Below are 20,644 nucleotides of genomic sequence, written 5' to 3'. Positions count from 1 at the left end.
TTCTGTTTTGGCTTCTATTTGTTATGGCGCCGCCCCCCGCCTAATTCCGGGGCGCGTTTATTGCCTCGGGTTTTTGGTGGCCCCCCGTAAACCCCCGCCGGGCGGGGGGGGGGCCCCGCGCTGTGCTTAGAGTCGCTAACACGATCCAGCAAACCGAAGGTTTGCGGTTGAGACTAGGCGGCCTGCCGCAGGCAGTACAGTAGTACGACAAGGCAGGGTAACGACGTATCAAGGGTTGTGTTAGCGACTCTTATTCGCCGAGCACGGCCAGCGCGAGTTCCAGGCCGGAAACAAAGGCGTCTTCAACCCGGTAGCCCAGGCACCAGTCGCCGCACAGGCCAATGGCGCTCGTTGCATTCCAGAGGTGGCTGCGGGGCTGGCCCTTGGCATCCTTGGGCAGCGGGTTGATGGTCTTGGCATATCCCCACTGCACCACGCGGATGTCGCTGGGGGTGGCGCGGATGCGGGTGAGCTCGGAGAAGGCCTGCAGCATCTTGGCAGCGACGCGCTGGGGCTCGTCGTTCTCATGCTTGCGCGCCCAGTCGGGGCTGGCCTGCACGGTCCAGCGCTCGACCTTGCCGCGACCGGGCTTGGACGACTCGCGCGAGAGCCAGGTGATGCGGGGGTGTTCGGTGCGGGCAGCATTCCACTGCGGGCCCATGTTGGTGATGCCGGGGTCCACCGCATGCGCAAAGGTCAGCAGCAAGGTCCAGCTCGGGGCGATATAGACATCGGACAGCTGCCAGTCGTCAGGCACATGGGTTTCGCTGTCGGCCAGCAGCTCCTGCGCTTCGGGCGAGGGGATGGCCAGCACGACGCCATCGAGGCCCGCATAGACATGCACGCCGCCATCGATATCTTCGGTACGCAGCTGCCACTGGCTGGGGTTGAGGGCATCGCGCTCAAAGGCCAGCGCGTATTCGTTGAGGCGCACATCGAGCGGCGCGGCCCAGGAGGCGAGCAGGCTGTCCATCGTGGGCACGCCAATCAGGTGGGCTTCCATGCCGCGCTGGGTGGTGACAGCGACCTTGCCGGTGGCATCCAAAGTGCGGATGGCGTTGACGCTCCACTGGCGGGTGACATTGGGCGTGCTGTCCAGCGCCAACTGAAAGCGCGGGTCGCGGACCGTGAAGAACTGGGCGCCCACATCAAAGCTGCCATGCGCGCTATGGCGGCTGGCCATGCGGCCGCCCACCTGGGGTTGGGCTTCGATCACGGTGACCTGGTGGCCCGCCTGCTGCAAGGTGCGTGCGCAGACCACGCCGGCCATGCCGGCGCCAATCACCGCATAGTGCTTGCGGCTGGCCAGGACAATGTGGGAAGAGGAGGCTGATCGTTTGGGTTTGAGGGGAATGCGAGAAGACATGAAAGACTTTCTGTACTGTTTCGGCAAACGATAAGGCGTCATAGATGGCTGCGGGTGCAGCGCCATCTGGAGAACCACTCTACACGGTGTGCAGGCCCATTTTGCTCAGGATTTATCCCACATAGTGATTGCTCAGTAAAGAAGTGCGTGTGGCCTCGGACTGCAGCTGGTCCAGCCACCACTGCAAGGCCTTGCCCGGGTTGGTGCCGCGCCAGGCGTAGCGCAGCTTGATCTTGCGGGGCGGGCGCATCAATTCGCGCTCGACCAGCTGGCCGCTGCGCAGATAGGGCAGGGTCATGTTGTCGGGCAAAAAGCCGCCACCAATCCCGCGCAACTGCGCCTGGAGCTTGGCCTGCATGGTGTCCACCGTGAGCACATCCTGGCCGTTGATCACGCCAATGGTCTGGCCCTGGCCGCTGCGCGAGGAATCGGCCACGGCAATGATGCGGTGCTGGCGCAGCACCTCGTCGCTGATCGGTTGCATCTCGTCGGCCAGGCGGTGGTGGGGAGCTACGACATAGCGGAAGGTGATCTCACCCAGGTCCAGCTGCTGCAGGCCTGCGACGTGGGAGGCATCGACGGCAATGCCGATGGCCAGGTCGGCGCGGCCCGAGCTGAGCGCTTCCAGGGTGCCCGCCAGGATGGAGTCGCTGATCTTGAGCCGCGTGGGCGGCGCAATCGTGTAGAAGGCCTCGACCAGTTCCAGCAATGTGGTGCGCGAGACCACGCCATCGACGGCGATGCGCAGCTCGGGCTCCCAGCCAGTGGCCACGCGGCGCACCCGGTTGGCCACCGCATCGACTTCGGCCAGCAGCCTTGCGCCTTCGCGCAGCAGCTCCTGGCCCGCTTCGGTGGGCCTGGCCTGGCGCGCGCTGCGGTCAAACAGCAGCACATCCAAGGCATCTTCGACCTGGCGGATGCGGTATGTCAGGGCGCTGGGCACCAGGCCCAGCTGGCGCGCCGCAGCGGCAAAGCTGCCGGTGTCGGCCACCAGCTGCAGCAAGGCCAGGGTATCGGGGGTGAGGACATCGCGATCACGCAACAAGGCCATTTTGACGGTTCTTTCCTACATGCGGCGGTGGGCAGATCGGTAAATCTTCGCTGCTGAGGCCGGCTTGGTTCAACCCGTGGAACGGATCATCAGATTTTTTGAATGATGCCATCAAAACCGCTGCCCCGCAGGCAGAAGCTGCGGTTTTACAGTCATGGACATGGTGATGAACAGCGCAATGTGCGCCGTTTGCCAGACAGGAGATCAAAAATGTTGATGGTTCGTAAATCTGCTGATCGCGGCCATGCCGACCATGGCTGGCTGCGCTCCAACCACAGTTTCTCGTTTGCCGGCTACTACGACCCCCGCTTCATGGGCTGGGGCAATCTGCGTGTGATCAATGAAGACCGGGTGGCCCCGGGCAAGGGCTTTGGCACCCATGGCCACCGCGATATGGAAATCATCAGCTATGTGCTCGAGGGCAACTTGGCGCACAAGGACAGCATGGGCCATATCGAAGGCCTGCCACCGGGCGATGTGCAGCGCATGAGCGCCGGCACCGGCGTGCAGCACAGCGAGTTCAACCATGCCAGCGGCCAGGAAACGCATTTTCTGCAGATCTGGATTGAGCCCGATCGCAAGGGCATTGCGCCCAGCTATGCGCAAAAGACGTTTTCGGATGCGGACAAGCGCGGCCAGCTGCGCCTGGTGGTGTCGCCCGATGGCGCAGAGGGGTCGCTGACGATGAATGCCGATGCGCGCATGTATGCCGGTTTGCTCGATGGCGATGAGGAGGCCAGCCTGCGCCTGTCGCCCGGACGCAAGTCCTATGTCTATGTGGTGCGGGGCGATGTGTCGGTCAACGACCAGGCGCTGCACACCGGGGATGCGGCCTATCTGGACCAGGAGACCTCGCTGCGCCTGGCGCAGGCACGCGATGCCGAAGTGCTGGTGTTTGACCTGGCGGCTTGATGTTCGCGGGGCGCTGCCATTGCGGACAGCGCTCCGTGTGGGGTAGGTGTGAGTGGTGGTGTTATTTCAAGGAGAAAAAATGAACGCATTGCAAAATCCTTTGGCTCTGTTGGGCCGCATTCTGATTGCCTGGTTCTTTGTCATTCCGGGCTGGGGCAAGCTGACCGGCTTTGCCGGGGCCGTGGGTTACGCCCAGTCCGCTGGCATGCCGATGCCTGAGGTGGGCGTGGCCGTGGGCCTGGCCATTGAGATTCTGGGCGGCCTGGCGCTGCTGCTGGGCCTGGGCACGCGCTATGCCGCCGCTATTTTGGCCATCTTCACGCTGGCCGCCACGGTGATTTTCCATGCCTACTGGGCGGTGCCCAAGGAGGCCATGATGGTCACGCAGTTGCTGTTCAACAAGAACATCGCCATCGTGGGCGGTCTGCTCGCCTTTGCCGCCTTTGGGGCCGGTGCCTGGAGCCTGGACGCCAAGCGCCACGCTGCTTGATCGTGCACCGCATGCCGAGCCGGACAGCCTGGCTGTCAGGGCTCGGTCTTGAGCGCCGTCTTGCGCAGACCGTCGTCAACGGCGCGGCGCTCATCAAACACAAAGCAGCTGCCCTGGTAGCCGCTGCCATCGGTTTCTTCAAAGTACTTGAGGATGCCGCCTTCGAGCTGGTAGACATGGGCGAGGCCTTCTTCCTGCATCAGGATGGCGGCCTTTTCGCAGCGGATGCCACCGGTGCAGTAGCTCACCACGGTCTTGCCTTGCAAGTCGTCTCGGTGGGCTCGCAGCTGGTCTGGAAACTCTGTGAACTTGCGCAACCGCCAGTCGATCGCGCCGACAAAGGCGCCTTCGTCCACCTCGTAGTCATTGCGGGTGTCCAGGGTCACTACCGGGCGGCCCTGGTCATCATGGCCTTGCTGCAGCCAGCGCTGCAGATCACGGGGGCTGACCGAGGGTGCCCGGCCATTGGCAGGGCGAATCGCCGGGTGGTCCATGCGGATGATCTCGGGCTTGACCTTGACCAGCATCTTGCGAAACGGCACCGTTTGCGACCAGCTCTCCTTGGGCTGCACATCGGCAAAACGCGGGTCCTCGCGCAGCGCATCCACCCAGGCATGCACGGCCTCGGCGGGCCCGGCCAGAAAGAAATTGATGCCTTCCTCGGCCAAGAGCACCGTGCCCTTGAGCGCCAGATCGGCCGCGCGCTGGGCCAGCAGCTCGCGCAGCGCCTCACAGTCAGGCAGGCTGACAAACTTGTAGCAGGAGATATTGAGAATCGAGGGCACGGTGGTTTCTGGCAAAGCTTCGGGGGATGAAATAGCCGCCTGTGCCGGAGCGCATGGCGGGCGGCTATTTTAGCCAGGGAAGCACGCGCCGCCGGTCAGGCCCTTGCGACAGCGCCCGATCGCTAGATCGAATACTCGATGCCGTCATCGCTGTGCGCACGGCTCATCGCCTGCAAAAACTCGGCATCGGTGCGGTACATGCGCAGATGCGGGTTGTCCTGCAAGAGGCCGGCGCGTTTGAGCCGGGCTTCGACGGGCAGCTTCATGCCGACGATATGCAGCATGCCGCCGCGCTTGGCGGCCATGCGCTCGAGCCGCACAAAGGCCTCGACACCGGTGATGTCGATCTGGTTCATCGGCTGGGCCAGCAGGGCGAGCTGCCGGTAGTGCCCATGCTGGGCCCAGACATTGGCGGCGCGCTCTTCCAGCGCAGCAGCCGAGGCAAAGTCGAGCTCCGAGTCCATGCGCAGGGCCAGCAGATCCGGGGCCAAGGGGGGCAACTGCCACAGATGGCGGTCGCGCAGGCTGCCATCGGGGTGCAGGCCAACTTCGACAATGCGGGGATGCAGGCGGTTGTAGAGAAAGTAGCAGGAGCTCAGCAAGATGCCCGAGAGCACGCCCCAGTAGATGCGCGGCGCCGTCAGCAAGGTGATGCCAAAGGTGGCCACCGCAATGCAGCCTTCGATGCGGGAGATCTTGAACAAATAGAGCAGGGCGCGCGGCTTGACGAGGTTGGCCACGGCCGTCATCACAATGGCGGCCAGTGCCGCCTGCGGCACATGGTAGAGCGCAGGGATGAACCACAGCACCACGGCGAGGACCAGCAGGATCGAGAAGATATTGGAGTAACCGGTCTTGGCGCCGGCCAGCAGATTGACGGCCGAGCGCGAGAACGAGGCACTGGTGGCAAAGCTGCCAAACAGGCCGGCGCTCATCTTGGACAGGCCTTGGGCCACCAGCTCCTGGCTGCTGTCCCAGCGCGTGCCTGCCTGTTGGTGTTCCACCTGGGCACTCGAAGCCGTCTCCAGCGCACTGACCAGCGAGATCACCAGCACCGGCATGACGAGCAGGCCAAACTGCGACCAGTCCAGCATGCCCGGCCAGACCAGGTGTGGCAAGCCCGTGGGCAGGTGGCCGACCACGGCGCCGCCCTTGTCGGCAAAATCGGTGGCCCAGCTGATCAGGCCGGTGCAGCCGATGACAAACACCGCGGAGGGAAAGGCGGGACGCCACTTTTTGCCCACGACCAGGATGGCAATGCTCGCCAGCCCCAGCAGGATGGAGCGCCAGTCAAAGAGCCCCAGCGAGGGGTTGTCCCAGACCGTGGCCCAGTCGCTGCGCATGCCCAGCAAACTGGGCAGCTGCGAGGCCAGAATCAGCAGTGCAGCGGCCTGGGTGAAGCCAGCCAGCACCGGGGAGGTCACCAGGTTCAGCAGCCAGCCGGCGCGCACCAGGCCTAGGCTCAGCTGCACCAGGCCCGCCATGATGGCCATCCAGGCGGCCAGAATTACCCACTGGGCCGAGCCGGGCTCGGCCATGCCGGTGAGCGAGGCGCCAATGAGCAAGGCGCTCAGCGCCGTGGGCCCGACGCCCAGCCGTGGCGAGGGGCTAAAGAGAATGGCCACGGCAGCGGGAATGATCGAGGCATAGATGCCGGTGATCAGCGGCATGCCGGCCAGGTGCGCATAGGCCACGCCCTGGGGCACCAGCATCAGCCCCACCGTCATCCCCGCCATGAATTCACCCCGCAAGAGTTCTTTGGTCGGCTTGGGCCAGCGCAGGAAGGGAAAAATTCGGTAAATCAGGGAGGGCTGCATGGCAGCATTGTCGCCGCATCGACGCGCGCTTGCAGCCGGGCGCTTGCGCAAGGGTGACTGCAGCCGCAGCGCCCAGCCCCATCTGTGAAGAATTACCAAGGCCGCGTGTCTTGCCGGTATAGCTTGCTGCCGCTTGTCGCAAAGCCTTGGCACGCGGCCTGGCTGCCGTCACAATGGCTGGCACGGCCAGCGCCATGCTGGCCGGCTCCAGCCCCTTTCCTGTGCCTGCCTTTGTGTCTGCCTTAGCGCCCGCTTCCCATGCACTTGATCCGCCGCTCCTCCACTGCCAAAAAGATTGCTGCCTGGGCCTTGGTGCTCGCGGCTCTGGGCGCCGCCGCCGCCGCGCTTTGGCAAGGCGGGGCCTTGCAGCAGGCCTGGCGCTGGAGCGAAGGGCTGGGGCAGACGCTCGATGCCTCGGGCCAGCGGGCGAGCCAGGCGGTGGAGCGCGCAGCGCAGGCCAACCGCCGGCGCGCCGACGATGATGCGATCACCTCGCAGGTCAGCGATGCGCTGGCCGCCTCGCAAAGCGATGAGCTCGCTGCGCTGCAGGTGGAGACCTCGCACGCGATGGTCACCTTGCGCGGCACGGTATCGTCCAGGCCTTTGCTGGACCGGGCGGTGGCGCTGGCCAACGGTGCCATTGGCGTGCAGGGTGTCTTCAGCCTGATCCAGGTGCGCCCGCAGGCGCTGGGTTGACGGGCGTGGGCAAGGCCCCCCAGCCCCTGCCTGGCCCATGGCCTTAGTCCCCGTGTGGCCTGCAGCTAAGGCGCTTGGCCGCATAATGCCGCCCAACACCGAAGGTGCCGGTTTTGCGCGCAGAACCGGGCACCGCTCTTCTTATCGGGCGGCTTTGTGCCTGCCTTTCTCTACCTCTGTTCGCCGCCATGCACCAGCACGACCACTCCCATGACCACGACCATGGTCACTGCGACCACGCGCACTGCCAGCACCACCATGCCCACGGCCCCAAGCATATTTATGTGTATTCGCCCTCGGGCGCCGTGCGCGATAAAAAGGCGTTCAAACGCGCGGTCAAGCGCCTGGAGGCCATGGGCCACCAGGTCGAGGTGGACCAGGATGCGCTCGCATCCAGCACCCGCTTTGCCGGTGACGACGACACGCGCCTGGCAGCGATCGCCCGCGCCTGCGCCAGTGGTGCGGATGTGGCGATGATCAGCCGGGGCGGCTATGGGCTCTCGCGCCTGTTGCACCGCCTGGACTATGAACAGATCGCCAAGGCCGTGGCCTCGGGCACACGCTTTGTCGGCCTGAGCGATTTCACCGCCCTCCAGCTGGCGCTGTATGCCAAGACCCGTGCCATGACCTGGGCCGGCCCGGCCCTGGTGGGCGATTTTGGCGCCGAAGACGGCGTGGACGACATCATGCAGGACTGCTTTGAAGACCTGCTGAGCGGCGCGGGCGAAGGCGCGGGCTGGCGCCTGGCGCCAGAAAAGGCCGGTACGGTGACGGGTGCTTCGGCCTCGGACGATGTCTATATCCCCAAGGCCACGCTCTGGGGCGGCAACCTGGCGATGGTTGCCTCACTGGTGGGCACGCCTTACCTGCCCAAGGTCAAGGGCGGCGTGCTGTTCATCGAGGATGTGGGCGAGACGCCCTACAAGATCGAGCGCATGCTGACCAGCTTGCTGCACGCGGGCGTGCTGGCCCAGCAAAAGGCCGTGGTGTTTGGCCAGTTCAGCGACTACCAGCTGAACGCGCATGACAAGGGCTTCAAGCTGGCCAGTGTGGTGCAGTGGCTGCGCACGCAGATCGAGGCCCCTGTCTTTACCAACCTGCCTTTTGGCCATGTGCCCACCAAGGTGCTGCTGCCGGTAGGCGCCCAGGTATCGCTGAGTGTCGAAGGCCGGGATGCACTGATTTATTGGGGCCATCAATAACGCAAAGCGCGGGCTGCGCCTGGGTGCCAGGCCCGCCCAGCCATATACCATGCGCCCTGGGCGCGGGCTTGTGAAAAGCCAGGGGTTTGCGCCTGTCTGTTGGAATCTAAACAATTCGTAAGTTCGACGACGGCGTCAGGACTGGTCGCAGGCCCTGGTTTGCAGTGTAATATGCATGGTCGCTATTGATGCATAGGCTGGCGTTGCTCCTGGGGAGGAGGCGACCCCAGCCGTAACAAGAAAATCCATGACAACTGTCGCCACCGTGGTATTCATCGATATCTCGGGCAGTACCGCATTGTTCGAAACCTTGGGCAATGAGCGTGCTGCGCGAGCAGTCGCGGGCATGACGGATGCTTTCAAGCAAGTCGTCGTGCAGGCGGGGGGGCGGGTGATCAAGACCCTGGGCGATGGTGTGCTGGCCATCTTCAACAGCAGCGCCCTGGCCGTGAGCGCCATGACCATGCTGATGCGCCGCCATTACGGGCAGTGGGACTCCCTGCCTGCCTCGCAAAAATTCCATGTACGTGTGGGCATGAGCACCGGTGAAGTCGTGCTGATGGAGGGCGACTGCTATGGCGACTCGGTCAACATGGCCGCGCGCCTGTGCGAAAAGGCCGGTCACCGCGAGGTCTGGGCCGCCGCCTCGACGATGGAGTCCGGCGCCCGCGCCGATACCGTGTTTGTGCCCATGGGCTGGATGGATGTGCGCGGCAAAGCCGAGCAGCAAATGCTCTACCAGGTGCAGTGGATCGAGCCCGAAGCCCAGGAAGTGGTGACCGCGTACGACTCCGTTTTGCCGATGAAGCCCGAGGCCGTGGTGCAGATGCGGCTGCGGCTGGCATCGGGCGGGGTGGAGCGCTTTTTCAGCACCCAGGAGATGCCGATTTTTGTCGGCCGCTCATCGGACTCGGAATGGGTGGTGCTGGACCGGCGCGTCTCCCGCCAGCATGGCCGTATCGACTGGCGCAGCGGCAATGTGATCTACACCGATCTGAGCCGCTATGGCACCTGGGTGAGCTTTGGTGCCAACCCCGCCACTGCCGTGCGACGCGAGTCGGTGCAATTGCATGGCGTGGGTGTGATGTACTTTGGCGTATCGCCCGAAGACCCCACGGCGCCCAGCACGGCGTTTTCGGTCACGCCGGTCTAGGCAGGCATGGCAGGCTCGGCATGCATGCGCCGAGCACCTCCAATTTATGGCGTTTGCAGCGCTGCCAGCGCCGTGTTGATGCTGGCCGCATCGGTCGGGCGCACCACGCGGGCCACTTCCCGGCCATCGCGCAGCACCACCAAGGTGGGCCAGAGCTTGATGCGGTAGCTGCGGCCCAAGGGGCGGCCGGGGCCATCTTCCACTTTCAGATGCGCGATATCGGTGCGTGGGCCCAGCGCCTGCTCGATCAGGCCTTGCGCGCCCAGGCAATGCGGGCACCAGGGCGTGCCAAATTCCAGCACGGTCAAGCCGGGCCGGGTGTCGATGTCGGAGCGTGGGGGCTCCTGGCTGAGGTGCTGTGCCGAGTAGGTCAAAAGGCGGCTCCAAATGTGCAGTGGTCGTGTGAACCGTTATAGCACCGGCCCAGCTTGCCTGCGTCAGCGCCAGTCACTTGTGCGGCGCTGGCATGTCCTGCAGCCAGGCCAGCTCCTCAGGGGTGTTGGCGTTGTAGAACGCCTGGCCATCGTCAAACAACACCAGGCAGTGGCCGTGTTGCGCCGCCCACTGCCGCAGCTTGCGCCCGCCGCCGGCGACAAATTGCCGAACACTGTCTGCCAGGCTGGCATGGATCAGGCAGAACGTGGGCTGCAGTACCGGGTGGTCGCTGCCCGCCCCCTCTGGCGGAGTGCAGGCCATCGCGACGGGGCAGCCCTGGGTGGCCGCAGCTTGCGCCAAGCGCTGGGCCAGGTCTTGCGGGAAGTGCGGCGTGTCGCAGGCCACCGTCAAGAGCCAGGGCGTCTGGCAGGCCGCCAGACCGGCGGCAAAACCTGCCAATGGGCCCGGGAAGGCTTCGGTCTCTGGCAGGCGGAGGTCTGGCACCACTGGATAGCCCAGCGCGCGGTAGGCCTCGAGGTGCCGGTTGGCATTGATCAGCAGCGGCCCCACCTGGGGCTGCAGCCGCTGGGCGCAATGCCATGCCAGTGCCTGGCCGCCCAGCAACTGCAAGCCTTTGTCAGCACCGCCCATGCGCGTGCCCTGGCCACCGGCCAGCACCAGGCCGGTGATATGTTCAAGGGGAATGGCGGATGGGAAAGAGGGCATGGTCGGCAAAGGCAGCAGGGTTTCAGACCCTCTGATTGTGGCAGCCATCAGAAGCGGGCAAGCCGCTATCAGCCGCCGATATAGCTCATCTCGACCCGCTGGCGCTGCAGCGCGATCTCCGGGTGCTGGCTGCGCTGCTCGCTGTAGTTGTCGCTGCGCTGGCCCCAGACCTGGGCGATGGCCTCGCGCAAATCGCTGTCGCTGGCGCCATTGCGCAGCATCGCCCGCAGATCCCAGCCTTCGCTGGCAAACAGGCACAGGAACAGCTTGCCCTCGGTCGAGAGCCGCGCGCGGTTGCAGTCCTGGCAAAAGGCGTGGGTGACACTGCTGATCAGGCCGATCTCGCCGAGGCTTGGGTCATGCTGGCCGTTGGCGCCGACATAGCCCCAGCGCACGGCAGTCTCCCCAGGCGCAGTCGCTGACAGCGGGGTGAGTGCAAAGGCGGACTGCAGGCGCTCCAGTACGGCGTCCGAGGGCAGCACCTCTTCGAGCCGCCAGCCGTTGGTGGCGCCCACATCCATGAATTCGATAAAGCGCAAGGTCACGCCGCTGCCGCGAAAGTGCCGGGCCATCGCGACGACCTCATGGTCATTGACGCCGCGCTTGACGACCATGTTCACCTTGATATTGGCAAAGCCCACGGCCTGCGCAGTCTCAATGCCTTCCAGCACGGTGGCGACCGGGAAATCCATGTCGTTCATCTGGCGGAACAGCGGGTCGCTCAGGCTGTCGAGACTGACCGTCAGGCGCTTGAGCCCGGCGTCTTTGAGGGCGCGTGCCTTGCGTGCCAGAATGGAGCCATTGGTCGTCAAGGTCAGGTCCATCGGCGTACCGTTGAGCGTCTCGAGCTCAGCCAGCTGGGCGATCAGCGCCTCCAGGTTCTTGCGCAGCAGCGGCTCGCCACCGGTGATGCGCAGCTTGCCAACGCCCAGCTGGGCAAACAGGCGCGCGGTGCGGGTGATTTCCTCAAAGCTGAGCAAATCGCGGTGCGGCAGGTACTGGTGGTCCTTGTCAAACACATCCTTGGGCATGCAGTAGCTGCAGCGGAAGTTGCAGCGGTCCGTCACGCTGATGCGCAGATCCCGCAGCGGCCGTTGGCGCTGGTCACGCACCGCACCGCCGTGCGACAACGTGGCACCGGCGGGCGTGGGCATGGCCAGACTGGCGTCATAGCGACGCAGGTCAACCAGGGAAATGACGGGACGATCCATAGCGGAATGGTACTAGAGGCCGCCTTCCGATGTGCTGTTGCGGGTATGCGCTGCATCAGCAGTTGGCGAAAAGTAGCCATCCTTGTCTGCCAGGGGCCGGACTTGGTGTATGGTTCGCCCCCTTGTTCTCTTTTGCTTTGTTTTTGCCATGACCTTGCCCAGCCACTCCTCTTCTTCGCCAGCCACCGTGGATGTCGCAGTCATTGGCGGCGGCCCGGCTGGTCTGATGGCAGCACATCGCCTGGCGCAGGCCGGTTTGCAGGTGACGGTCTATGACGCGATGCCTTCGGTAGGGCGCAAGTTTTTGCTCGCTGGGCGCGGCGGCCTCAACCTGACCCATTCCGAGCCGATGGCGCCGTTTGTCGGGCGCTACGGGCGCCAACAGGCCGTCGTCGCGTCCTGGCTGCAGTATTTTGGCGCGGCGGAGGTGCAGGCCTGGGCCCAGGATCTGGGCGTCGAGACCTTTGTTGGCACCTCGGGCCGGGTGTTTCCCAAGGACATGAAGGCCGCTCCCTTGTTGCGCGCCTGGCTGGTGGCCATGCGGGCCGCTGGCGTGCGTTTTGCCATGCGCCACCGCTGGCTGGGCTGGGACGCGGCCGGCGCACTGCGCTTTGCCGCCCCCGATGGCGAGACCGCCGTGCAAGCGCGTGCCACCGTGTTGGCGCTGGGCGGCGGCAGCTGGGCGCGGCTGGGCTCGGACGGCGCCTGGGTGCCGCTGCTTGCGCAGGTGGGGGTGGATACTGCCCCGCTTGCACCGGCCAACTGCGGCTTTGATGTGCGCATGCTGCCGGCCGCCGATGGCGAGACGGCACCCGGCTGGTCGCCGTTTTTCGCCAGCAAGTTTGCCGGCCAGCCTTTCAAATCCGTGGCCATTCGTTTTGATGACGGCAGCGAGGCGGGCTTTGCACGCCGTGGCGAGTTTGTCGCGACGGACAGCGGCGTCGAAGGCAGCCTGGTCTATGCGGTGTCTGCGCTGCTGCGCGATGCCATCACGGCCCAGGGCAGCGCCACCTTCCTTGTTGATCTGCTGCCTGACCACAGCGCCGAGCGCGTGCTGGCCGAAGTGCGCCACCCGCGCGGCTCGCGCAGCCTGGCCAGCCACCTCAAGAGCCGGCTAAGTCTGGATGGCATCAAGGCTGCGTTGCTGTTTGAAGTGCTGGGCAAGGAGGGCATGCAGAATGCCGAGCTGCTGGCCCGCACCATCAAGGCCGCGCCCATCACCGTGGTCGCGACGCGCCCCATCGATGAGGCCATCAGCACTGCGGGTGGCGTGGCCTTTACCGCGCTGTCGCATGACCTGATGTGCCATGCCCGGCCCGGGCTGTTTTGCGCGGGGGAAATGCTGGACTGGGAAGCGCCGACGGGCGGCTATCTGCTGACGGCGGCCTTGTCGAGCGGCGTGCGGGCAGCACAGGGCGCTGCGCATTTTCTCAAGGGCTGATGACGCTCGGGCAGCCCAGCGTCATCAGGGCTAGGATGCCGCTGCCAGCCCGTTTTTGAAGTGCAGCATGACGCAGGCGCGTGCCGCGCTGCTGTCCTGCGCGGCCAGCGCCCGCACCAGCGCGCGGTGCTCCTGCAGCGATTCCTCGATGCGGCCGGATTTGAACAGGGAGTTGTGGCGGTTGAGCTTCATCACCTTGCGCAGGTCGGCCACCATCTGGCTGAGCCATTTGTTGTCCAGCATCTCCAGCACGCGCATATGAAAGCGCTCATTGGCAATAAAAAAGGCATCGCGCTCATCGACAGCGGCTTCCAGCGCGTCATGCAGGCCTTGTAGCTCGGCAATCTGTTCGGCGCTGGCTTTGCTGGCCAGCTCGGCGGAGGCATCGCTCTCGAGCAAGGCCAGCAGGTGGTAGACCTGGAGCAGGTCTTTTTGCGACACCTCAGTCACATAGGCGCCACGGCGCAGCTTCATCGTGACCAGGCCCTCGGTGGCCAGCACCTTCAAGGCCTCGCGCAAAGGCGTGCGGCTGATGCCTATTTCTTCGGCAATCTTCAACTCATCGATCCAGCTGCCAGGGGGCAGTTGGTGCGCAAAAATACGTTGCCGCAGTAGCTCGGCAACGTCCTGGTACAGCGCACGCGGCGCAAAAGTGGGAAGGCTCATCGGTGGCGCCATTGTACAGAAGGCGACTGAAATTCAAAATTCTGCATTCATAATTATGAATAATGTACACTTGCCTGGCGGCCGTGGGTAGGCCAATATGCACTGTCTATAACGTATCCCGAGCTTGAGACATGACTGATTCCGCGAAGCACAACACTGCATCCGAGTTTCCCAAGGCCGACCGCGCCGCCTGGGACAAGGCCGCCAGCAAATCCGCCCCCGGTGGCGATGTCGGCAGCCTCGATTGGCTGACGCCCGATGGAATCACGGTCAAGCCGCTCTATACCGCCGCCGATACCGCTGACCTGCCGTTTGCCGATACCTTGCCGGGTTTTGCACCGTACCTGCGCGGCCCGCAGGCCACGATGTACGCGGTGCGGCCCTGGACCATTCGCCAGTACGCCGGTTTTTCGACCGCCGAAGAATCCAATGCCTTCTACCGCAAGGCGCTGGCCGCTGGCGGCCAAGGCGTGTCGGTCGCGTTTGACCTGGCCACGCACCGGGGCTATGACAGCGACCACCCGCGCGTGACCGGTGACGTCGGCAAGGCAGGGGTGGCGATCGACTCGGTCGAAGACATGAAGATCCTCTTCAACAGCATTCCGCTGGACAAGGTTTCCGTGTCGATGACGATGAATGGCGCGGTGCTGCCGGTGCTGGCCGGCTATGTGGTGGCCGCTGAAGAGCAGGGCGTGGCGCAGGACCAGCTCTCGGGCACGATCCAGAACGACATTCTCAAAGAGTTCATGGTGCGCAACACCTATATCTACCCGCCCAAGCCGAGCATGCGCATCATCGGCGACATCATCGAGTACACGAGCCAGAACATGCCCAAGTTCAACTCGATCTCGATCAGCGGCTACCACATGCAGGAAGCCGGTGCCAACCAGGCGCTGGAGCTGGCCTTCACCCTGGCCGACGGCAAGGAATATGTGAAAACCGCCATCGCCAAGGGCATGGATGTGGACGCCTTTGCCGGGCGCCTGTCGTTCTTCTGGGCGGTGGGCATGAACTTCTACCTGGAAATCGCCAAGATGCGTGCCGCCCGCCTGCTGTGGTGCCGCATCATGACCGGCTTTGAGGCCAAGAACCCCAAGAGCCTGATGCTGCGCACCCACAGCCAGACCAGTGGATGGAGCCTGACCGAGCAGGACCCCTACAACAATGTGGTGCGCACCACCATCGAGGCCATGGCCGCCGTGTTTGGTGGCACGCAATCGCTGCACACCAATGCACTGGACGAAGCGATTGCGCTGCCCACCGAGTTCAGTGCCCGCATTGCGCGCAACACCCAGCTCATCATCCAGGAAGAGACCCATATCACTAATGTGATCGACCCCTGGGCCGGCAGCTACATGATGGAAAAGCTGACCCAGGACATGGCCGATGCCGCCTGGAAGATCATCGAAGAGGTCGACGCGATGGGCGGCATGACCCAGGCCGTGGACAGCGGCTGGGCCAAGCTCAAGATCGAGGCGGCTGCGGCGGAGAAGCAGGCGCGCATTGACTCGGGCAAGGAAGTGATTGTCGGCGTCAACAAGTACAAGCTGGCCAAGGAAGACCCGGTCGACATCCTCGAAGTGGACAATGTCAAGGTGCGCGACAGCCAGATTGAGCGCCTGAACCAGATCAAGGCCACGCGCGATGCCGCTGCCGTGGGCAAGGCCCTGCAGGTGCTCAGCGCCGCTGCCGAGTCCGGCGAGGGCAACCTGCTGGACCTGGCCATCCAGGCGGTGCGGCTGCGTGCCACCGTCGGTGAAGTCTCTGATGCGCTGGAGAAATCCTTTGGCCGCCACCGCGCCGATACGCAAAAGGTGACCGGTGTTTACGCGGCCGCCTATGACTCGGCCGAAGGCTGGGACAAGCTCAAGGACGAGATCGCAGCCTTTGCCGAAGCCCAAGGCCGGCGCCCGCGCGTGATGATTGCCAAACTGGGCCAGGACGGCCATGACCGGGGCGCCAAGGTGGTGGCGACCGCCTTTGCCGACCTGGGCTATGACGTGGACATGGGACCGCTCTTTCAGACCCCCGAGGAATGCGCGCGCCAAGCCATCGAGAACGATGTGCATGCCGTCGGTGTCTCCACCCTGGCCGCCGGCCACAAGACCCTCGTGCCCGCGATCATCGAAGAGCTCAAGAAGCAGGGTGCAGACGACATCATCGTCTTTGTCGGCGGCGTGATCCCGGCGCAGGATTACGACTATCTCTACAGCGCAGGCGTCAAAGGCGTCTATGGCCCGGGCACCCCGATCCCGGCCAGCGCCAAGGATGTGCTCGAGCAGATCAAGAAAGCGGTTGCTGTCTAACCAGGGCCGCAGACGCCATGCATCTCTCTTTCGCCCCGGTTGCCGCCAGTGATTTTGAAGCGCTGTTTGCGCTGCGCGTGGCCGCGATGCGCCCGAGCCTGGAGCGGCTGGGCATCTTCAACCTGGACCATGCCCGCAAGCGTTTTGAACGCCAGTTTGCGCCGCAGTACATGCGGCATATCTGTGTGGACGAAGGCGCAGGCCCGCAGCGCGCCGGGCTGCTGACGGTCGTGCCCTATGAAGATGGCCGGCTCAAGCTCCAGCACCTCTATCTGCTGCCGGCCTGGCATAACCGCCGCATTGGCGACTGGGCCATGCAGCAGGTGCAGAACCAGGCGCGCCGCGAAGGCCGAGCGGTATGGCTGGAGGTGCTGAACCAAAGCGATGCGATCCGGTTTTATGAGCGCCATGGCTTTGTGCAGACGGGCGGTGATCCGATTGACCTGTTGTACCAGTGGACCCCGGCGTAGAGGTAGTGGATATGGAGTTGGCGATACAAATGATGGCGGCAAGCGCCCCTGTGGCAGGGGCGCTGCGGCAGTGTTTTGACAAGGCGGCGGCATGAGTAGCGATGTTGCCGAGCGCGTTGCCGCCATTACGCAAGGGGACAACCCGGCGCTGCAGCGGCGCGCGATGGCCAAGGCCATCACCTTGCTGGAATCGACCCGCGCCGACCACCGTGCGCTGGGTGATGCGCTGCTGACGGCGCTGCTGCCGCATACCGGCAAGTCTTTTCGCCTCGGCATCAGCGGTGTGCCCGGCGTGGGCAAGTCTACCTTTATTGAAACCCTGGGCCTGTATCTGATCGGTAAGGGCTTGCGCGTGGCCGTGCTGGCCATCGACCCGTCGTCCACCGTGTCGGGCGGCTCCATCCTGGGCGACAAGACGCGCATGGAGCAGCTGTCGATGCGCAGCGAAGCCTATATCCGGCCCAGCCCGTCGAGCGGTACCCTGGGCGGTGTGGCAGAGAAGACGCGCGAGGCGGTGCTGGTCTGCGAAGCGGCGGGCTATGACGTGGTGATGGTCGAGACCGTCGGTGTCGGCCAGAGCGAGATAGCGGTGCATGGCATGACCGACATGTTCTGCGTGCTGCAGCTGCCCAATGCCGGCGATGACCTGCAGGCCATCAAAAAAGGCGTGATGGAGCTGGCCGACCTGGTGGTCATCAACAAGGCCGACATCGACCCGAATGCCGCCACCCGTGCGCAGGCGCAGATCACCTCCAGCCTGCGCCTGCTGGGCATGCATGGCAGCCATGACCATGCAGCGCGCGGCGCGCTCTGGCAGCCCCGGGTGATACAGATCAGCGCGCTGCTAGGCGATGGCGTGGAGGCCTTTTGGGACGCGGTCAGCAGCTACCGCCAGATGCAGACCAGCAATGGCTGCCTGGCACAGCGGCGCGAGAAGCAGTCGCTCGCCTGGATGTGGGAGCGCATTGACCATGGGCTCAAGCTGGCGTTTCGCAGCCACCCTGCCGTGCGCGATATGCTGCCTGCTGTGCAGCAGCAAGTCGCTTCGGGCCAGTTGGCGGCATCGACAGCGGCCAGAAACCTGCTGCAGGCGCAAAGCAGTGCGGCGATGATTCACAAAGCGGATTGAGCCGGGCGGCGAGCCCCGATCAAGACAGAGAGACAACCTAGCAAGCTTCAAGGATGGAACATGCAAGATATCTTGGAACAACTGGAGAAAAAGCGTGAACTCGCCCGCCTGGGCGGCGGGCAAAAGCGCATCGATGCGCAGCACAAGAAGGGCAAGCTCACGGCGCGCGAGCGCATCGAGCTGCTGCTCGACGACGGCACCTTTGAAGAGTGGGACATGTTTGTCGAGCACCGCTGCACCGACTTTGGCATGGAAGAGACCAAGATCCCGGGCGACGGTGTGGTTACCGGTTACGGCATGATCAATGGCCGCCTGGTCTTTGTCTTCAGCCAGGATTTCACCGTGTTCGGCGGCGCGCTGTCCGAGACCCATGCCGAGAAGATCTGCAAGGTGATGGACCAGGCGATGAAGGTGGGCGCGCCGGTCATCGGCCTCAACGATTCGGGCGGCGCCCGTATCCAGGAAGGCGTGGCGTCGCTGGGCGGCTACGCCGATGTGTTCCAGAAGAATGTGCTGGCTTCGGGCGTGGTGCCGCAGATCTCGATGATCATGGGCCCTTGCGCCGGTGGCGCGGTCTATTCGCCGGCGATGACCGACTTCATCTTCATGGTCAAGGATTCGAGCTACATGTTCGTCACCGGCCCTGAGGTGGTCAAGACCGTGACCCATGAGCAGGTCACGGCCGAAGAGCTGGGCGGCGCCGTCACCCACACCAGCAAGAGTGGCGTGGCCGACATGGCCTTTGACAACGATGTCGAGGCGCTGATGATGCTGCGCCGCCTCTACAACTACCTGCCGCTCAACAACCGCGAAAAGGCGCCGGTGCGGGCGACGACCGACCCGGTCAGCCGCGCCGACATGTCGCTCGACACCCTGGTGCCCGAGAACCCGAACAAGCCCTACGACATGAAGGAGCTGATCATCAAGACCGTGGATGACGGCGATTTCTTTGAGCTGCAGCCCGAGTATGCGAAGAACATCCTGATCGGCTTTGCGCGCATGGCTGGCCAGACCGTCGGCATTGTGGCCAACCAGCCGCTGGTGCTGGCCGGGTGCCTGGATATCAAGAGCTCCATCAAGGCCGCCCGCTTTGTGCGCTTTTGCGATGCCTTCAACATCCCCGTGGTCACCTTTGTCGATGTGCCCGGCTTTATGCCCGGCACCAGCCAGGAGTACGGCGGCATCATCAAGCACGGCGCCAAGCTGCTCTACGCCTACGCGGAATGCACGGTGCCAAAAATCACCGTCATCACCCGCAAGGCCTATGGCGGTGCCTATGACGTGATGGCTTCCAAGCATCTGCGCGGCGATGTGAACCTGGCTTGGCCGCAGGCAGAAATCGCGGTGATGGGCGCCAAGGGCGCTGTCGAGATCATCTTCCGCGAAGACAAGAACGACCCGGACAAGCTCTCCAAGCGCGAGGCCGAATACAAGACCCGTTTTGCCAACCCCTTTGTTGCTGGCGCGCGGGGCTTTATCGACGATGTGATCCTGCCGCACGAGACGCGCAAGCGCATCTGCCGCAGCCTGGAGATGCTCAAGAACAAGCAGCTTGAGAACCCCTGGCGCAAGCACGGCAATATTCCGCTCTAAACGCTGCAGGCCTGGATGCGCTCCACCTTTGTCCCACTTCGCATGGCCGCAAGACGGCGGGCGCAGCGCTGGCGGGCGCATCGCCTGCTGGCGCAGCGCCTGCTGTGCGCAGCCATGGCCTGCATGGGGGTGGCTGCTGGCGCGCAAACCCAGCCTGGCATGCCGGCAGCGCCGGGCAGCAGCTGTGTGGCGCGCAGTGGTGCGCCACTGGCCCAGTCCTGGCAATACGTGTTCTCGTACCAGGGTGGCTGTGAAAACGGCCTGGCCCAAGGCGAGGGCCGGGCGCAGTGGCTGCCGCGCAGCGATGCTGGGGCGGCGCCCATTGTCTGGCAGGGCCGCTTTGACCGGGGCATTTTCCTCAGCCGCCCGGCAGTGCGCGCCGCTCGGCCCTTGGCTGACAGCCAGGTGCTGCTCGATCTGGGCCCCTTGGCAGACAGCGAAGGCAAGGGCGGGCGCCTCTGGGTGCAGGCGGCATTGGACGGCAACACGCCAGCCGATGCCTGCGCACCGATGGCGCTGCATGTGCTGGTGGACATCCATTCGCCGCTGGGCTCCGAGCAGGTGGCGCGGCAATGGCTGCAGGCGGCCTTGCAGCACTGGCAGCGTGCCTGCCCGGCTGCGGCGCAGAACCTGGTGCGGCTGATGCTCTACCAGGGCTTTGAGCTGGCGGCGGATGCCGATGGCCATCTGCCCGCGCCGGTGGTGCGGGCCACGGCTTCGCTGCAGGGGCGCGAGCTGCTGTTCCAGCAGTACAGCAACAACGCAGCGGCGCAGCAGCAGCACAATGCCGGCCAGCCCGAGCAGCAGCGCGAATACAGCGCCAACGCCCAGCGTCTGCAGGCGATGGTGCGCCAGTACCAGGCACGGCGCGTGGTGGACCTGCCGACCTTGGACAAAAACCTGGGGGGCTTGCGCGGCCAGGTGGTGCTGGTGGGCGTGCGGCCCGAGCGCATCCTCTCGCGCCGGCTGGCAACGGTGCGCACCGCGCACCGCGAAGGCTGGGACAGCACGGCAGCGGTGGTCGAAGGCCCTGAGATTGCCCGCTGGGGCAAGGACAGCCGCCTGCTGGCGGTGAAAGTGCAGGGGCGCTCGACCGATGTGCGCACGCAGGACCAGGTAATGCTGCAATTGCTCGGCAGTGTGCGCTGCAGCGAGATCGATTGCGAAGACTATTTGCTCATGCCCGGCGGGCAATGGGCGCATGACAAGGCGCTGCCGTAAGCACGGCAGCATGGTGGCCAACCGAAAGATTCAA

The 20,644-nt window shown here is 64.6% G+C and carries 19 protein-coding genes; 11 read left to right on the top strand and 8 right to left on the bottom strand.

The genetic code is table 11. The features are described from left to right. Positions 1-250 precede the first annotated feature (250 nt). Positions 251-1,366 carry an NAD(P)/FAD-dependent oxidoreductase gene (locus WH303_RS09830; RefSeq protein WP_339518210.1) on the bottom strand — a complete coding sequence of 372 codons (1,116 nt, stop codon included), beginning with the start codon at positions 1,364-1,366 and terminating at the stop codon, positions 251-253. Between the two features lie 112 nt (positions 1,367-1,478). Further along, complete coding sequence (locus WH303_RS09825) at positions 1,479-2,411, bottom strand: LysR family transcriptional regulator (RefSeq protein WP_148293097.1); 933 nt, start codon at positions 2,409-2,411, stop codon at positions 1,479-1,481. Positions 2,412-2,627: 216 nt separating this feature from the next. On the opposite strand from WH303_RS09825, the gene WH303_RS09820 reads away from it, so the two are divergent. Together WH303_RS09820 and WH303_RS09815 are read left to right on the top strand one after the other, a co-directional pair. After that, positions 2,628-3,329, top strand: a complete 702-nt coding sequence (locus WH303_RS09820) for a pirin family protein (RefSeq protein WP_021026046.1) — start codon at positions 2,628-2,630, stop codon at positions 3,327-3,329. A 79-nt stretch (positions 3,330-3,408) separates the two neighbouring features. After that, positions 3,409-3,819: a DoxX family protein gene (locus WH303_RS09815; protein WP_021026047.1), complete on the top strand. Its 411-nt coding sequence runs from the start codon at positions 3,409-3,411 to the stop codon at positions 3,817-3,819. Positions 3,820-3,854: 35 nt separating this feature from the next. Here the strand turns inward: WH303_RS09815 and WH303_RS09810 are convergent, their stop codons facing one another. Beyond that, positions 3,855-4,604: a sulfurtransferase gene (locus WH303_RS09810; protein WP_027010703.1), complete on the bottom strand. Its 750-nt coding sequence runs from the start codon at positions 4,602-4,604 to the stop codon at positions 3,855-3,857. 122 nt (positions 4,605-4,726) lie between these two features. Continuing rightward, positions 4,727-6,421 (bottom strand): SulP family inorganic anion transporter, encoded by a 1,695-nt coding sequence (locus tag WH303_RS09805; RefSeq protein ID WP_339518208.1) that lies wholly within the window; start codon positions 6,419-6,421, stop codon positions 4,727-4,729. A gap of 258 nt (positions 6,422-6,679) precedes the next feature. On the opposite strand from WH303_RS09805, the gene WH303_RS09800 reads away from it, so the two are divergent. The 3 genes from WH303_RS09800 (at position 6,680) to WH303_RS09790 (ending at position 9,472) form a co-directional block, all read left to right on the top strand. After that, a complete protein-coding gene (locus WH303_RS09800; protein ID WP_339518207.1) occupies positions 6,680-7,117 on the top strand; it encodes a BON domain-containing protein in 438 nt (145 codons plus the stop codon). 188 nt (positions 7,118-7,305) lie between these two features. Next, the gene (locus WH303_RS09795) at positions 7,306-8,319 is read left to right on the top strand and encodes an LD-carboxypeptidase (RefSeq protein ID WP_339518205.1); all 1,014 of its coding nucleotides are present in this window, start codon (positions 7,306-7,308) and stop codon (positions 8,317-8,319) included. A 247-nt stretch (positions 8,320-8,566) separates the two neighbouring features. After that, a complete protein-coding gene (locus tag WH303_RS09790; protein WP_021026052.1) occupies positions 8,567-9,472 on the top strand; it encodes an adenylate/guanylate cyclase domain-containing protein in 906 nt (301 codons plus the stop codon). Positions 9,473-9,516: 44 nt separating this feature from the next. Here WH303_RS09790 and WH303_RS09785 read toward each other — a convergent pair whose 3' ends face one another. The 3 genes from WH303_RS09785 to moaA form a co-directional block, all read right to left on the bottom strand. After that, positions 9,517-9,846: a thioredoxin family protein gene (locus WH303_RS09785; protein WP_339518203.1), complete on the bottom strand. Its 330-nt coding sequence runs from the start codon at positions 9,844-9,846 to the stop codon at positions 9,517-9,519. 73 nt (positions 9,847-9,919) lie between these two features. Then, complete coding sequence (gene mobA, locus WH303_RS09780; protein ID WP_339518201.1) at positions 9,920-10,573, bottom strand: molybdenum cofactor guanylyltransferase MobA; 654 nt, start codon at positions 10,571-10,573, stop codon at positions 9,920-9,922. A 68-nt stretch (positions 10,574-10,641) separates the two neighbouring features. Continuing rightward, positions 10,642-11,727, bottom strand: coding sequence for a GTP 3',8-cyclase MoaA (moaA, locus tag WH303_RS09775; RefSeq protein ID WP_445228273.1), 1,086 nt, complete (start codon positions 11,725-11,727; stop codon positions 10,642-10,644). Positions 11,728-11,932: 205 nt separating this feature from the next. Between moaA and WH303_RS09770 the strand changes: the two genes are divergently transcribed. Further along, complete coding sequence (locus tag WH303_RS09770; protein ID WP_339518199.1) at positions 11,933-13,225, top strand: TIGR03862 family flavoprotein; 1,293 nt, start codon at positions 11,933-11,935, stop codon at positions 13,223-13,225. Between the two features lie 30 nt (positions 13,226-13,255). On the opposite strand, the gene WH303_RS09765 is transcribed toward WH303_RS09770, so the two are convergent. Next, complete coding sequence (locus tag WH303_RS09765) at positions 13,256-13,891, bottom strand: GntR family transcriptional regulator (RefSeq protein WP_339518197.1); 636 nt, start codon at positions 13,889-13,891, stop codon at positions 13,256-13,258. 131 nt (positions 13,892-14,022) lie between these two features. Here WH303_RS09765 and scpA point away from each other — a divergent pair, with 131 nt between their 5' ends. The 5 genes from scpA to WH303_RS09740 all read left to right on the top strand — a co-directional run bounded on the left by scpA (position 14,023) and on the right by WH303_RS09740 (position 20,610). Further along, entirely contained in the window at positions 14,023-16,197 is a 2,175-nt protein-coding gene (scpA, locus tag WH303_RS09760; protein WP_339518195.1) for a methylmalonyl-CoA mutase, read from the top strand. A 17-nt stretch (positions 16,198-16,214) separates the two neighbouring features. Continuing rightward, entirely contained in the window at positions 16,215-16,667 is a 453-nt protein-coding gene (locus WH303_RS09755) for a GNAT family N-acetyltransferase (RefSeq protein ID WP_339518193.1), read from the top strand. A gap of 91 nt (positions 16,668-16,758) precedes the next feature. Continuing rightward, a complete protein-coding gene (gene meaB / locus WH303_RS09750) occupies positions 16,759-17,796 on the top strand; it encodes a methylmalonyl Co-A mutase-associated GTPase MeaB (protein ID WP_339518192.1) in 1,038 nt (345 codons plus the stop codon). 60 nt (positions 17,797-17,856) lie between these two features. After that, positions 17,857-19,389 (top strand): acyl-CoA carboxylase subunit beta, encoded by a 1,533-nt coding sequence (locus WH303_RS09745; RefSeq protein WP_021026063.1) that lies wholly within the window; start codon positions 17,857-17,859, stop codon positions 19,387-19,389. A 42-nt stretch (positions 19,390-19,431) separates the two neighbouring features. Further along, positions 19,432-20,610, top strand: a complete 1,179-nt coding sequence (locus WH303_RS09740; protein WP_339518190.1) for a hypothetical protein — start codon at positions 19,432-19,434, stop codon at positions 20,608-20,610. The last annotated feature ends 34 nt before the right edge of the window (positions 20,611-20,644 follow it).

Source organism: Comamonas sp. MYb69, from assembly GCF_037479315.1.
Taxonomy (GTDB): Bacteria; Pseudomonadota; Gammaproteobacteria; order Burkholderiales; family Burkholderiaceae_C; genus Comamonas.
This window is presented reverse-complemented; position numbering and strand designations above follow the sequence as displayed.

Coding starts and splice junctions, on each gene's coding strand:
- WH303_RS09830 (WP_339518210.1), bottom strand. CDS start 1,366: ATGTCTTCTCGCATTCCCCTCAAACCCAAACGATCAGCCTCCTCTTCC.
- WH303_RS09820 (WP_021026046.1), top strand. CDS start 2,628: ATGTTGATGGTTCGTAAATCTGCTGATCGCGGCCATGCCGACCATGGC.
- WH303_RS09815 (WP_021026047.1), top strand. CDS start 3,409: ATGAACGCATTGCAAAATCCTTTGGCTCTGTTGGGCCGCATTCTGATT.
- WH303_RS09805 (WP_339518208.1), bottom strand. CDS start 6,421: ATGCAGCCCTCCCTGATTTACCGAATTTTTCCCTTCCTGCGCTGGCCC.
- WH303_RS09800 (WP_339518207.1), top strand. CDS start 6,680: ATGCACTTGATCCGCCGCTCCTCCACTGCCAAAAAGATTGCTGCCTGG.
- WH303_RS09795 (WP_339518205.1), top strand. CDS start 7,306: ATGCACCAGCACGACCACTCCCATGACCACGACCATGGTCACTGCGAC.
- WH303_RS09790 (WP_021026052.1), top strand. CDS start 8,567: ATGACAACTGTCGCCACCGTGGTATTCATCGATATCTCGGGCAGTACC.
- mobA (WP_339518201.1), bottom strand. CDS start 10,573: ATGCCCTCTTTCCCATCCGCCATTCCCCTTGAACATATCACCGGCCTG.
- moaA (WP_445228273.1), bottom strand. CDS start 11,727: ATGCCCACGCCCGCCGGTGCCACGTTGTCGCACGGCGGTGCGGTGCGT.
- WH303_RS09770 (WP_339518199.1), top strand. CDS start 11,933: ATGACCTTGCCCAGCCACTCCTCTTCTTCGCCAGCCACCGTGGATGTC.
- WH303_RS09765 (WP_339518197.1), bottom strand. CDS start 13,891: ATGAGCCTTCCCACTTTTGCGCCGCGTGCGCTGTACCAGGACGTTGCC.
- scpA (WP_339518195.1), top strand. CDS start 14,023: ATGACTGATTCCGCGAAGCACAACACTGCATCCGAGTTTCCCAAGGCC.
- WH303_RS09755 (WP_339518193.1), top strand. CDS start 16,215: ATGCATCTCTCTTTCGCCCCGGTTGCCGCCAGTGATTTTGAAGCGCTG.
- meaB (WP_339518192.1), top strand. CDS start 16,759: ATGAGTAGCGATGTTGCCGAGCGCGTTGCCGCCATTACGCAAGGGGAC.
- WH303_RS09745 (WP_021026063.1), top strand. CDS start 17,857: ATGCAAGATATCTTGGAACAACTGGAGAAAAAGCGTGAACTCGCCCGC.
- WH303_RS09740 (WP_339518190.1), top strand. CDS start 19,432: ATGGCCGCAAGACGGCGGGCGCAGCGCTGGCGGGCGCATCGCCTGCTG.